This window comes from Acinetobacter sp. Marseille-Q1618, from assembly GCF_902809855.1.
Lineage (GTDB): Bacteria > Pseudomonadota > Gammaproteobacteria > Pseudomonadales > Moraxellaceae > Acinetobacter.
Genome location: NZ_CADDWJ010000003.1, coordinates 103,054 through 116,775 on the forward strand (window position 1 = coordinate 103,054; position 13,722 = coordinate 116,775).

Here is a 13,722-nt window from a genome sequence, read left to right on the forward strand (position 1 = left end):
AATAAATTCAGCATGTTGTGTATAAGTTTAATATTTAGCTACGATCCACTATGCGATTACTTGACCTAAAAAAATAGAAGCAATAAATAGATAAACAATTACCCCTGTTGCATCACAGATAGAGGTGACTAGTGGAGCAGACGCACTTGCAGGATCTAGTTTCAGGCGATTTAGAATAAATGGTAAACTCATGCCAATTAAACATCCCAGCAACACAATTCCCATCATACTAAGCGCCAACACCAAAGCCACCATAGCATCGCCACGGATATAGCCCAATATAGAAACTGCAAATGCCATTGTGCCCCCCAAACAGAGTGCAACAAGGGTTTCTCGCCCTATCAGTTTTAACCAATCTTTTAACTCAACATCGCCCATTGCCAATGCACGTACCATTAACGTGGCTGATTGTGAGCCTGCATTCCCGCCACTGCCCACCAACAGCGGTAAAAAGAACACCAGTACAATATTAGCAGCGATAATATCTTCAAAATGTGCAATACCAATACCCGACAACAAGCTTCCAAAGACCAAAATGACCAGCCAAAACACCCGTTTTTTATATAAAAATAAAATAGGTGCTGTCTTCAAACTAAAATTGGGTGAACTACTTACCGCACTAGACTTTAAAAAGTCCTCGGTCATTTCTTCTTGTACAACATCCATAGCATCGTCATAAGTCACGATCCCTTGTAAATGTTGTGCATCATCAATGATCGGTAATGCTATAAAATCATAATGACTCAGCTTTTGAGCAATACTTTCTTGGTCATCATACACATAACCGACGACCAGATCAGTGGTCATAATTTCAGCAATGGTTTTATTTGCTTCAGCTAAAATAATTTCTCGTAAAGATACTACACCCAAAAGTTTCAGCTCTTGATCGGTAATATAAATCAGATATAAAGTTTCACGGTCAGACGCTTGTTGGCGTAATTGCTCAATGGCTTGGCTCATATTCAGATCAGGTGCTAAAGTCACAAAATCTGAACTCATGATTGCCCCTGCTGATTGTTCAGCATACTGAGCAAGTTGTTTAATTTGCTGTTGTTTTTGCGGGCTTAATAACGCATAAACTTCATGTTGTAATTTTAAAGGCAAATTTTTAAATAAATCGGTTCGATCATCCGAATGCATATCGGAAATCAACTGTACCAACTCTACCTTAGGTAATTTGAGTGCAATTTCAAGTTGCTGCGGCAAGCTTAAAAACTCAAACACATAGGCAGCATGAGGTAAATATTCAATGAGTTTAAGCTGTTGATCAAAACTTAAACTTGCCAATAAATCAGCTAAATCAGTATGATTTACTTGAGTAATTAAATGTTTAATTTCTTCAATATCATAATCTTGGATTGCTTTTTCTAGATTTAAAATTAGCTGAGAAGATAATTGCATACACATTACTCTGGTAATTTTGCTACATCATAAAGTGAGTTGTTTCAGTAAAGCAAATTTAGCCCTAGCCGATTATAGATTCTCATAAAACTATGACTAAAATCGCCAAATCTCACACGCAAGATTTAAACTTCAGCAGCATATTTTCACTTAAGCTTTTTGCTTGACTTTAAAAATCGAACGCACCATTACATACATAAAAGGAATAAAAATCAAAACTAGAACTGTACCGAAAATAACGCCACCTAAAACGCTGACTCCGATCTCTTGACGACTCGCAGCGCCTGCACCAAAAGCAAATACCAAAGGAATCACACCTGCTCCAAATGCTAATGAAGTCATTAAAATCGGACGTAAACGTAAAGCTGCACCTTGCAAAGCAGCATCAATAACGGTTTTACCTTTTTCCTGTGCCAAAGCCGCAAATTCAACAATTAAAATCGCATTTTTACATGACAAACCAATAGTAGTCAGTAAAGCGATTTGAAAATAAATGTCATTTGGAAAGCCAGCTAAACTGCTAAAAATAATATTGCCACCGATCCCCAAAGGAATAGCTGCAAGCACTGCCGTTGGAATCGACCAACTTTCATATAACGCAGCCAAGCACAGAAAAATAAAACCTATCGAAATCAAATACAACCAAATCGCTTGACTACTCGACTGTTGCTCTTGATACGACAAACCACTCCACGCAATACTGATGCCTTTTTCAGCAGCAATCATTTTTTGAACATCTTGCATTGCTTGTCCTGAGCTGACATTTTTTGCACTTGTGGCTTCCATTTGCAAAGCAGTATATCCTTGGAAACGGTTCACCACATCTGGCCCACCTTCCCAGTCGACTTGGGCAAAGTTACTAAATGGAATCATTTGGTTTTGTGCATTGCGCACTGTCCAAACATTTAAGTCTTCAGGTTTTGCACGAAACTCGGCATCACCTTGCATCATTACACGTTTGATACGCCCACGATCAATAAAGTCATTTACATAAGAACCGCCCCATGCCGCAGCCAAAGTGCTATTAATCGCTGTTTGTGTTAAGCCATTCGCCATTGCTAATTTTTGGTCGATGTGCACTTTCAATTTGGCTTTGTCAGGATTGGACTTTTTATCTAGATTTTCAAAGCTTTTAAATTGTTCAGCATTTTTTCTTAATAGATCAAACTTCTGGTCTAAGAATTTTCGCCCTTGACCATCCACATCTTGTACCCAAAACTCTAAACTATCGCTATCGCCCAAGCCACTGACCGATGAGGGTAAATTGACCGTAATCGTTGCATTCGGATCTTTTTTAAAATGCTGCATTGCTCGTTCACGAATTGCTTGTGCTGAATTGTCTGCACCTGAACGCTCATCCCAGTGTTTAAGTGCAATAAAACCTGTACCTAAGTTTTGCCCTGTACCTGAAAAATTTCGACCATAACGAATCAACACGATCTCAACATTTTGTTGTTCTTGTTCAAGAAAATATTTACGAATATTTTCTCCTACGACTTGGCTCTTGCTCATGGGTGCACCATCTGCAAGTCGGAAATTTACACTAATGATGCCTTGATCTTCACTGGGAATAAAACTGGTCGGTAAAGTTGTATAAATTAAAGCAAATGCACTGATCAGCCCCACAAAAACTACCAAAATAAATGCCTTAAATCGCAAGGTGATATTCACCAGTTTGATATAAAAATGTTTTAACTGGTCTAATTTTTGGTTGACCCATATCGCCCATTTCGCAGGTTGTACATTCGGTTTTAAAATAATCGCACAAAGCGCAGGAGTTAGAATTAAAGCGACGATTAAAGAAATACTCATGGCAGCAACCAAAGTAATCGAAAATTGTCGGTAAATCACGCCTGTAGAACCACTAAAAAATGCCATCGGAATAAAAACCGCAGTCAATACCACTGTAATCCCAATCAAAGCACCTGTAATTTCTTGCATCGAGGCGATTGAAGCTTGTTTTGCATCCAAGCCTTGCTCATGCATCAAACGTTCGACATTTTCCACCACTACAATTGCATCATCGACCAATAAACCAATGGCAAGCACTAAAGCAAAAAGGGTCAAGGTATTGATACTCATACCCAACAGATACAACACAGCAAAAGTTCCTAAGATCACTACAGGCACAGTAATAGTAGGAATCAAGGTTGCACGCCAACTTTGCAAAAATAAGAACATCACGATCACCACCAAAATGATCGCTTCAATCAGCGTCTTTACAACTTCTTTAATCGATTCTTGCACAAAGGGCGTATTATCTCGTGGATAAACAATCTTATATCCATCAGGTAAATTTTCTGAAATTTTGGCGAGTTCGGCTTTGATTAATGCCGAGGTTGCTAAAGCATTTGCACCAGAAGATAAAGAGATCCCCATTCCCGAAGATGGATAACCATTAATCGTATTAAAGGATTGATAGTTTTCTGCCCCCAATTCTATACGAGCGACATCCTTTAAATAGACATAACTGCCATTAGCGTTTGATTTCACCACAATATTTTCAAATTCTTCGACAGTTCTTAAACGAGAACCTGCGGTGACTTTGGCATTTAAGTATTGATCTTGAACCGTAGGTAAATCACCGATGCCCCCTGCTGCCACTTGGGTATTTTGTGACTCAATCGCAGAGCGAACATCACTCGGCATTAGTTGGTATTGACGCAATAAATTAGGATTTAACCAAATGCGCATTGCATAAGACGAGCCAAAAACATCTACTTCTCCAACACCTTCGATACGTGATAATTCTTGTTCAATATGATTCGAAGCATAGTCACCTAATTCGATATTGGTACTTTTATTGTTGGCATCATAAATACCCACCACCATAAAAGTATCACCCAGTGATTTATACACACGAACACCCTGACGTTGCACATCTTCAGGAAGTCGATTAATCACACTATTAATACTATTTTGCACTTGGACTTGGGCGGTATCTGGATCTGTGCCATTTTCAAAACTCAGGCTCACACGTGCTCGTCCAGACGAATCACTACTCGAACTAAAATACAGTAAATGATCAATGCCTTTGATTTGTTGCTCTAAAATCTGAGTCACACTTTCTTCGACTGTTTCTGCATCTGCACCTGTATATGTCGCTGAAATGGTAATGCGTGGTGGCGCAATATCAGGATAGCGCTCCACAGGTAAATTCATCACAGAAAAAATACCGATCGCCATTACAATAATCGCGAGCACAGCTGCAAAAATCGGTCGTTGAATAAAAAATTTTGAGAGCATTATCGTCTGTTCTATATCAGATGAATATAAAGGTGCAATGTCTTTATAATTAAATCCATTTATATTGATATTCCGTGACTTAACTATAAAAAACAAGAATAAATAACAGAAAAACTGTGTAGAAAATAAAATAAGAAGAAAATATGAAGAAACTTAAACATTATATTTTGTAAAACCCAACCTGCTTTTCATGATTCTGCAAGAAATATTACGCACATTAGTTTGGCTTCATTTATCTAAAAATACAGGATAATAGGATTATGCCTAAAAAAACGATATTAAGTTTAAGTCTTTTGGCTGTATTAACAGCTTGTAATGACAATAATGATGATGACAATTTAACGCATACAGTCAAACCTGAATATAAAGAACCTAAAATTATTATTGTTGGACATCGAGGAGCAAGTGCTTTACGTCCAGAACACACCTTAGCATCCTATCAAAAAGCCATTGATGATGGCGCAGACTTTATTGAACCAGATTTAGTTTCAACCAAAGATGGTGTATTGGTTGCACGCCATGAAAATGAAATTGGTGGCACTTCTAACGTCAGCACCCTTGCACAATTTGCAGATCGTCAAAAAACCAAAATCGTTGATGGTACTTCACACACAGGTTGGTTTACAGAAGACTTTACTTTGGCTGAGCTAAATCAAATCAAAGCACGTGAACGCATCCCGAAAGAACGTCCTGCAAATACCCAATATAATGATCAATTTGCGATTCCAACTTTGGAGCAGATTATTGAACTCGCTGATGCACATTACAAAAAAACAGGAAAAATTATTGGTTTATATATCGAAACTAAACACCCTACCTATTTCCAAAAACAAAACTTAGCCATGGAAGATACGCTACTTAAAACTTTGGCAAAATATGAATATACACGTGATATTGCACCAATCTATCTACAGTCTTTTGAAGTGAGCAATTTAAAATATTTAAAAGATCAACTCTCTCTACATAAGTCTTTGAAACACGCTAAAATCATTCAGCTTTATGATGGAAAAGACATGCAGCCTGCTGACTTTGTAGAACAAAAAAATACCATCAAATATGCAGACATGGCGACAGCACAAGGCTTAAAAACTGTGGCTGAATATGCTGATGGTGTAGGGCCTTGGAAACCTTATATTTTCAATGAAACATTCACAGCGCCATCAGATTTTGTCAAAAATGCGCATGCAGTTGGATTAAAAGTTCATCCTTATACCTTCCGCCCTGAAAATAGTTTCTTAGCCAAAAACCTAAAATGTAGTCAAAAAGAAACTGATGCCGCCCAACGTTGTGAAACAGGTGCGAAAAAAGAGTTTGAAATGTACTTTAATGCAGGAGTTGATGGCGTATTTACCGATGATCCTGGTTTAGGTCGCCAAACACTAGATGTGTATTGGAAAACAAACCCAACTCAAAAATAAATCAATTATAAAATATCTTTTGCCCAATAAATTTAAATGATTTATTGGGCAATTCTTATATTAATGCAGTTTTGAACTAAAATTAATTCCCTTTTAAGTTTAAAATAATAACATTCATATTATTTTTTCTCTCTCAATGACACCCATGCATTCTTATTCTCCATTTAAAGGTAAAACTGGCTTTAAACGTATTCTAAATGCTACTGGATATTCTCTAGCTGGTTTTAAAGCGGCTTTTCAAAATGAAGCTGCCTTTCGACAAATTGTTTTATTGAATATAATATTAATTCCAATCACTTTTTTCTTAGACATTAGCGCGGCTGAACAAGCAGTAATGGTCGCAGTATGCTTATTCGCACTCATTGTTGAACTATTTAACTCTGCCTTAGAAGCAGTCGTTGATCGTATTTCTTTAGAGCGTCACGAGCTTTCAAAAAATGCCAAAGATATGGGAAGTGCAGCACAATTTGTTGCGCTGTCTATTATTTTTATTACATGGGCGATTATTTTATTTTTATAAATTTATTTTATAACTTAAAATTTTAAACAAAAATCCCCGCATAAAGCGAGGATTTTTTATTAAGTTAAAAACTTAATTATTTGCCACCGAATACGTAAGAAACACCGATTCGACCACCAACTTCGCTACCACCAGCAACACCGATTGCACCACTTAGCGATGTACGTCCATCACCAAATACTGTAGTCACACCTAGTGCACCTGCAGACTCACCTTCATAGTGACCTACACCGCCGAATACAGCAAACTGACCTGGTTGGATGTTAGGAACTGGTTGTTGAGCAGCTAATGCTATTGCAATACCACGATAAGCAGTTGATTCAACATCGTCTACACGACGATTCAAATCTGATGCAAATGAACGAACTTGCCCCATATTTGCAGCATCAGAATCTACAACACCATTCGCAACATTACCGATTACTTTATTACCAGCATTTAAACCTTTATCAGCATTGATCGTAACATCACCAACTTTAATTTCACCAGCTTTAATTGAAGTAGAACCTACAACCGTAGTTGTTGCTTTACCAGCAGCATCCGTTGTGATTTTTTCTTCAGTTAAAGTAATACCTTGAACATTATCCACACGAGTTTCAGATTTCGCTGTAGATGTCTTGTCCGCTGCAACTTTAGTTTCAGTACGATTAATAGTATCTGACTCAAAAGTATTAAACTTATCTGATACTGAGGTTTGTGTTTTAGCAACTACAGTTTTCACACCATCTGCTGCTGTATTGGTTTCAGAACCATAAACTTTAGCCGTTGTACTTTCATCTGTACGTAAAACAGAATCTGTGCCACGTGTAATACTTACATTAGTTGATTTACCATCTGTACCTGTTTTAGCTAAAGCTTCAGTGCGTTCAGAAGTATTCGTTTGCTTCACATCTTGAGATGCTAACAAGCCCATATCGGTGTTATTCACAACTTCATGCGATTTTGCAGATTGAGCATATGTATAACTAGATTTATCTTTATTACTTACAGCAGTTTCAAAGTTAGACTCAGCTTTTTTCTCTGTTGCAATTTTTTGGTCTTCTTGATAAACAAGATTTTCAGATTTACTTGAACCTTTGCTTTGCTTAGTAGCAGCATCAGTTATAATTTTTTCTGTACCATTTGATTCTGAAACAGATGAGCTTTCTAAGGCATTTTTACCTTCTTGGTAATTTACTTCAGTTAATTTAGCATTAGATGATGCTTCGTAAGTAGTCTTAACAACTGCTTCACCTTTAGCATTTAACTCATAAGTTTTGCCACTAGCTGTAACTGCATTAGTTTTTACAGCATCACGATATTTATCGCTTTGACCATGATTATATAAAGAAACGTCATCAGTCGACTTATTCGTTTGAGCGACAACAGTGCCATCTTTATAGGTATCTTTTACGCTTGAAGATGCTTGTTCAGATTTTTTGTAAGCAACAGCACCTGTTTGATAAACATTTTCATCAACTTTTTTAGATGCAGATTGCTCACGAACAGCTTCTGTCGTAGCAAATTTAGGCTCTTGGATAGATTTAACTTCTTGACCTAATTCATCAATAGCTAAAACACCATTTTTAGACGCTAAAGAATTACCACCCTCATCTACACCATAGTATGGTTCAGAAGCGATAATTTTCAAACCAGCGTCTTTGCTAGATGAGTTATTTGTTGTAGCTATAGTACGATCAAGCGCATTTTTACCTTCAGCATATTGAGTAGCTGCAAGTGAACTATCCGCTTTATCAAACTTAACCACTGAACCCTTAGCATCAGTTGTTTGGTTATCTATTTTAGAAGAAGAAGTTTTAGTCCAAACTTTTTCTTGACCAGCTTGATATTGTTGTAAAGCAGCATTAGCAGAACTTGATTCAGTTGAAACACCAACAACTACAGCATTTCCTTTAGCATCAACCAATAAGTTACCTTCTTCATCACGATCAAAGTAAGTTTCTACTGCAACTTTAGATTCAGATTGAGTCGCTTCACGAGCTAAAGCATTTTTACCTGTTGCATATAATTTAACAGTTTCTGCTTTAGAAGATTTGTCAGAATTATAAACAACTTTTCCATCTTTAGAAGTTGTAGCGTTCTCTGAACTTTGTTTAGCATTTAAGTCATAAACAGTTGCAGCACTATGGTCAACTTTTTCTTGGAAATCTTTTGTAGATTTTTCAATTTTAGCAGTATCTACAACAACCGCTTTAGCCGTACCAGCAGTAGGACCTGTAAATGTCACCTCACTACGAATATCATTACCATCTAAATCTTGTCCAATGACAACATAATGACGTGTTTTGCCGTTTTCATCTTTCCAAGATCGAACTTGATCAATACTAACTTCTTTACCTTCATTAAGAATGATATTTCCATTAGCATCTTTATTGATATGAATAGAATTGTTTGAAGTTATTTGATCGTTAATAGAATCTTCAATAGTTAGAGCAACAGTACCCGCTTTAAAGCTTGCATCAGTACCCGCTTTAGTCACAACCGAACCAAGCGTTAATTTACCAAGTTGCTTACTATCTTCAGTTTTTTGATCAGCTAAAATACGATTAACTTCAATGTTTTCTTGTTGACTACGTTTATAGTCAGCAGAATCATTTGAAGTTGTTTTATTATGCGCAACAAAACCATCTGCATAAGTCTTCGTTTCATTTGAAGAAGTCTTATTTAACGTTTTTTGAACTGCTGAATCAGTATAACGAGTAGAAACCCCATTATTTAAGATTTCGTAATCTTTACCTTGGTTTTTACCAGATGCATATTGGGTTGGCTGATAAGCTGAATTAAAAGTTTCATTAGCAGTATCTTTTGCAGTTGTATAAGCAACTGTAGGCTTACCATTCGTTAGTACATATTCATCTTTGTCATTTTTAACAAATTCACGATCAGTTGATTTAGTCGTAGATTTAGATGAACGCTCGTAAGCTAAGTTACTTAAACCGTCTTTATAAACTTTGTCTGAGTTTTCAACTGTAGAATTATTAACATAGTTAAAATTATCTAATAGTGATGTAGATGTTTGTTCAGTTTTAGCGGTTGAACTTGTATTTACATTCAATGCAGCAACTTGATCATAAGTAGTATCTTTACTTGTAGATGCTGACTTTGTATTTACAACTGTAGATTCATCTAAATACTTCTTATCTGCAGATAAGCTATAACCTGCAACTTCACCTTTGTCATTATGTGCATAATCAGTTCTTACAGTTTCAGAAGTAGAACTAGTCTCAGAAGTCGTTAAACGACCAGCAGCGTCTAAGCTTTGAACTTTACCTGCAGCATTTGCCTTAGATTTGAATGACTCATCTTTTGAATTAGTTTCAGAAGCTACTGTACCCGTACTAATAAACTGACCTGTAATCTCTTTACCATTTGCATCACGTTTAGCTTCAGATTTGAGATCAGTAACTTTTACTTGACTCTCTTCAGTTGTTGCACGGCTATCAGCAGCAACATAAGCAGTGCTCACGTTTTTGCTATAGAAGCTTTTTTTAATAGCATCATTAACTTTTGCTAAGTCATCAGCGCTAAATTCGAATGATGAATCTTTAGTACGTTTTTCAGAACCCGCAATCTCAGCACCTTTATCATTTAACTGTACGCGTGTATTTGCAGCACGAGTCACTACACCACTTTGTTGAGTGCTTTGTGAAATAACTTCATCACGACTTGATTGCGTATTTGCATCAGTGACTTTGTCATTAGTTGTTGTACTTGATGTTGCTACTTCACCTTTACGAGTTTCTGTATAACCGTATTGCTGATAACTAACACCATTATCTTCAACTTTTTTACCAGCTACTTTTGCTGTAGCGGATACTATTTTATCGCTATTTGCTGTTTCACGTGTTAGTTGATTACCTTTTGCATCAACAGTACCACTGGTTTGATCGTACCCCCCTAATTTCGCATCTGTTGCTGGACGATAGCTATAATCAGCAGCCATAGTTGCGCTAGATAAAGTTGCAAGTGCAAGTGCAAGTGAAGTTTTTTTGGTTACTAATTTCATAAATTATTCCTGCTGAATATTATTTCAACGTTGTTCAAGCATATTTAACTTCTAATAAGTATTTATTGTAGAAGTTAGACATTTTTTGTTTCCCATATGGATTCTAATATTGCTTTAAATATATATCAATCAAAACTTGATTTATTTTTAAATTAAAACTTGATTAATTAATTCTTTTTTTAAGAAAGGATTACTGTATTTTCATGTAACATTAAAAAAATTAAACGTAGCAATTTGTATGAAATACTTTTATTTAACTCGTTATGTATTTATAATGAAAATATTTTTTAATTTCCATATATACTGATATAGAAATTATTGCAGAGGGTATTGATACATTTATATGGATAAAATTCATGAAAAAAAGGCTTTTAGTGAAAGATTAAAATCAAGCCTTGATCAATTACAACATCCAATAAGTCCCACTTATTTATCAAAACAATTTAACCTGAGATATTCTGGTTCACCGATCAGTACCCAAACTGCACATAACTGGCTAAATGGAAATGCAATTCCTAGTCAAGAAAAATTGCAGATCATTTCAACATGGTTACGTGTCAGTAGTGAATGGTTAAGATATGGCGAAGGCTCATCCACTCAAAATTTTGTTGTAAATATAGAATCCATAAAGTTTAATAACAAATTTGATTTGCTTTCGAAAAAACAACAACAACTTATTTTAGATCTAATTGATCAGCTAATTGAACATTAAGCCTCAATAGATCCAGTTCTGATTTCAACTCTTCATTAGCCTTGGTAAGTTTTCTAATTTCCTTTTGGTATTCTTGTATCTTAGCGTATAAATACTTTAGTTCACTTACCTGAATATAAGCTTTCGATTCCTCTTCGGATGTTGTAAATAAGCTCAAAGTTCCTCCAAATATTATTGTTTATTGTTTGATTTACAATTTTATAAAAATTCACTACATATATTAAATCAAAGTTTGATTTATCTCAATATTTAAGTAAAAAATCCTCGCATAAAGCGAGGATTTCTTATAGTCGGGAAGATATAAATTACATCATACCGCCCATACCACCCATGCCACCCATATCAGGCATTGCTGGTTTGTCTTCTGGAATTTCAGTAATCATACATTCAGTCGTTAGCATCAAACCTGCTACAGATGCAGCATGCTCAAGTGCAGAACGGGTAACTTTTGCAGGGTCAAGAATACCCATTTCAAGCATATCACCGTACTGTGAAGTTGCAGCATTATAACCGAAGTTACCTTCGCCATTTTTCACCGCATTGATCACAACTGAAGGCTCATCACCAGCGTTGGCAACGATCTGACGAAGTGGCGCTTCGATAGCACGACGTAAAATGTTAACACCTACATTTTGATCGTCATTTGCACCAGTTACGCCTTCAAGTGCAGCAGCAGCACGTACTAGCGCAACACCACCACCAGCAACAACACCTTCTTCAACTGCCGCACGTGTTGCATGAAGCGCATCATCAACGCGGTCTTTCTTCTCTTTCATTTCAACTTCAGTGGCTGCACCGATTTTGATGACTGCAACACCGCCTGCCAATTTAGCAACACGCTCTTGAAGTTTTTCTTTGTCATATTCAGATGTAGATTCTTCGATTTGTGCACGGATTTGAGTTACACGTTCAGCGATTTGCGCAGCATCACCAGCACCATCTACAATCACAGTATTTTCTTTAGAAACAGTGACTTTATGTGCTGTACCTAAGTCTTGAAGTGTTGCTTGCTCTAAAGTCATACCTACTTCTTCAGAAATCACTGTCGCACCCGTTAAGATCGCAATATCTTGAAGCATCGCTTTACGGCGGTCACCAAAACCTGGCGCTTTTACTGCACAAACTTTGATAATGCCGCGCATGTTGTTCACTACAAGTGTAGCCAACGCTTCACCTTCAACATCTTCAGCGATGATAAGAAGTGGTTTACCTGTTTTCGCAACTGCTTCTAATACAGTGATCAATTCACGGATATTGCTAATTTTCTTATCAACAAGAAGAATGAATGGATTTTCAAGTTCAGCAGTTAAAGTATCTTGTTTGTTGGCAAAGTATGGGCTGATATAACCACGGTCGAACTGCATACCTTCCACGACATCAAGTGCATCTTCAAAACCTGAACCTTCTTCAACAGTGATGACGCCTTCTTTGCCTACTTTTTCCATTGCTTGCGCAATCAATTTACCGACAGTTTCATCAGAGTTTGCAGAAATCGAACCCACTTGTTCAATTGCTTTAGTATCTGATGCAGGTTTTGCAGTTGCTTTAATGTTTTCAACCACAGCACGTACAGCAAGGTCGATACCACGTTTCAAGTCCATTGGGTTCATGCCCGCAGTCACTGACTTGATACCTTCATTTAAAATTGCTTGTGCAAGTACTGTTGCAGTCGTTGTACCATCACCTGCGATATCATTGGTTTTTGAAGATACTTCACGAACCAATTGCGCGCCCATATTTTCAAATTTGTCTTTAAGTGCAATTTCTTTAGCAACTGTTACACCATCTTTAGTGATATGCGGCGCACCAAAAGAACGGTCAATCACTACGTTACGACCTTTAGGTCCTAAAGTTACTTTTACAGCGTCTGCAAGCGTATTTACACCTGCAATCATTTTTGAACGCGCTGAATCACCGAATTTTACGTCTTTAGCTGACATGCTTAACTCCAAATATTCTTAATTTTTACAATCAATTATGAGATAACAAAAATCTGTATTAGCCTTCTAATACCGCTAAAATGTCAGATTCTTTCATTACTAGAAGTTCTTCACCATCAACTTTTACTTTTGTACCTGCATACGCACCAAACAATACGTTATCACCTACTTTTACATCTAAAGCACGAACGCCATTGTCAGTAATTTTGCCATTACCAACAGCAATCACTTCACCTTGTGCTGGTTGTTCAGCAGCAGAAGTGCTCAAGATCAAACCACCTGCAGTCTTAGTTTCCTTTTCTACACGGCGAATCACAACGTTATCATGTAAAGGACGAATGTTGCTCATTTATAACTCCATCGACATTTTAGCAATGTCATTGATTACGATGCGAAGATGACTTCTTATTCCTCGGTCATCAACAAAATTTTGATATGACACTTTTGTGGGGATTGAAAAAAACGCTTCAAGGGGAAAC

8 protein-coding genes are annotated in these 13,722 nt (G+C 36.8%); 3 read left to right on the top strand and 5 right to left on the bottom strand.

Annotation, left to right across the window (positions count from 1 at the left end; genetic code table 11):
• Positions 1 to 48: 48 nt before the first annotated feature.
• Both mgtE and HUS24_RS14400 read right to left on the bottom strand, forming a co-directional pair.
• On the bottom strand, positions 49 to 1,401 hold the full coding sequence (gene mgtE, locus HUS24_RS14395; protein ID WP_173912677.1) for a magnesium transporter: 1,353 nt from the start codon (positions 1,399 to 1,401) through the stop codon (positions 49 to 51).
• Positions 1,402 to 1,551: 150 nt separating this feature from the next.
• A complete protein-coding gene (locus HUS24_RS14400; RefSeq protein ID WP_173912678.1) occupies positions 1,552 to 4,647 on the bottom strand; it encodes a multidrug efflux RND transporter permease subunit in 3,096 nt (1,031 codons plus the stop codon).
• Between the two features lie 260 nt (positions 4,648 to 4,907).
• Between HUS24_RS14400 and HUS24_RS14405 the strand changes: the two genes are divergently transcribed.
• Positions 4,908 to 6,065: a glycerophosphodiester phosphodiesterase gene (locus tag HUS24_RS14405; protein ID WP_173912679.1), complete on the top strand. Its 1,158-nt coding sequence runs from the start codon at positions 4,908 to 4,910 to the stop codon at positions 6,063 to 6,065.
• Between the two features lie 145 nt (positions 6,066 to 6,210).
• Positions 6,211 to 6,585 (top strand): diacylglycerol kinase, encoded by a 375-nt coding sequence (locus tag HUS24_RS14410; RefSeq protein WP_173912680.1) that lies wholly within the window; start codon positions 6,211 to 6,213, stop codon positions 6,583 to 6,585.
• 76 nt (positions 6,586 to 6,661) lie between these two features.
• Here the strand turns inward: HUS24_RS14410 and HUS24_RS17070 are convergent, their stop codons facing one another.
• On the bottom strand, positions 6,662 to 10,591 hold the full coding sequence (locus HUS24_RS17070) for a YadA C-terminal domain-containing protein (RefSeq protein WP_254433873.1): 3,930 nt from the start codon (positions 10,589 to 10,591) through the stop codon (positions 6,662 to 6,664).
• A gap of 343 nt (positions 10,592 to 10,934) precedes the next feature.
• Between HUS24_RS17070 and HUS24_RS14420 the strand changes: the two genes are divergently transcribed.
• On the top strand, positions 10,935 to 11,303 hold the full coding sequence (locus HUS24_RS14420; RefSeq protein WP_173912681.1) for a hypothetical protein: 369 nt from the start codon (positions 10,935 to 10,937) through the stop codon (positions 11,301 to 11,303).
• A gap of 305 nt (positions 11,304 to 11,608) precedes the next feature.
• Here the strand turns inward: HUS24_RS14420 and groL are convergent, their stop codons facing one another.
• Together groL and groES are read right to left on the bottom strand one after the other, a co-directional pair.
• Positions 11,609 to 13,243, bottom strand: coding sequence for a chaperonin GroEL (groL, locus tag HUS24_RS14425; protein WP_173912682.1), 1,635 nt, complete (start codon positions 13,241 to 13,243; stop codon positions 11,609 to 11,611).
• A gap of 58 nt (positions 13,244 to 13,301) precedes the next feature.
• Positions 13,302 to 13,592 carry a co-chaperone GroES gene (gene groES / locus HUS24_RS14430; protein WP_065994662.1) on the bottom strand — a complete coding sequence of 97 codons (291 nt, stop codon included), beginning with the start codon at positions 13,590 to 13,592 and terminating at the stop codon, positions 13,302 to 13,304.
• Positions 13,593 to 13,722 lie beyond the last annotated feature (130 nt).

Coding starts and splice junctions, on each gene's coding strand:
- HUS24_RS17070 (WP_254433873.1), bottom strand. CDS start 10,591: ATGAAATTAGTAACCAAAAAAACTTCACTTGCACTTGCACTTGCAACT.
- groES (WP_065994662.1), bottom strand. CDS start 13,592: ATGAGCAACATTCGTCCTTTACATGATAACGTTGTGATTCGCCGTGTA.
- groL (WP_173912682.1), bottom strand. CDS start 13,243: ATGTCAGCTAAAGACGTAAAATTCGGTGATTCAGCGCGTTCAAAAATG.
- HUS24_RS14410 (WP_173912680.1), top strand. CDS start 6,211: ATGCATTCTTATTCTCCATTTAAAGGTAAAACTGGCTTTAAACGTATT.
- HUS24_RS14420 (WP_173912681.1), top strand. CDS start 10,935: ATGGATAAAATTCATGAAAAAAAGGCTTTTAGTGAAAGATTAAAATCA.
- HUS24_RS14405 (WP_173912679.1), top strand. CDS start 4,908: ATGCCTAAAAAAACGATATTAAGTTTAAGTCTTTTGGCTGTATTAACA.
- HUS24_RS14400 (WP_173912678.1), bottom strand. CDS start 4,647: ATGCTCTCAAAATTTTTTATTCAACGACCGATTTTTGCAGCTGTGCTC.
- mgtE (WP_173912677.1), bottom strand. CDS start 1,401: ATGCAATTATCTTCTCAGCTAATTTTAAATCTAGAAAAAGCAATCCAA.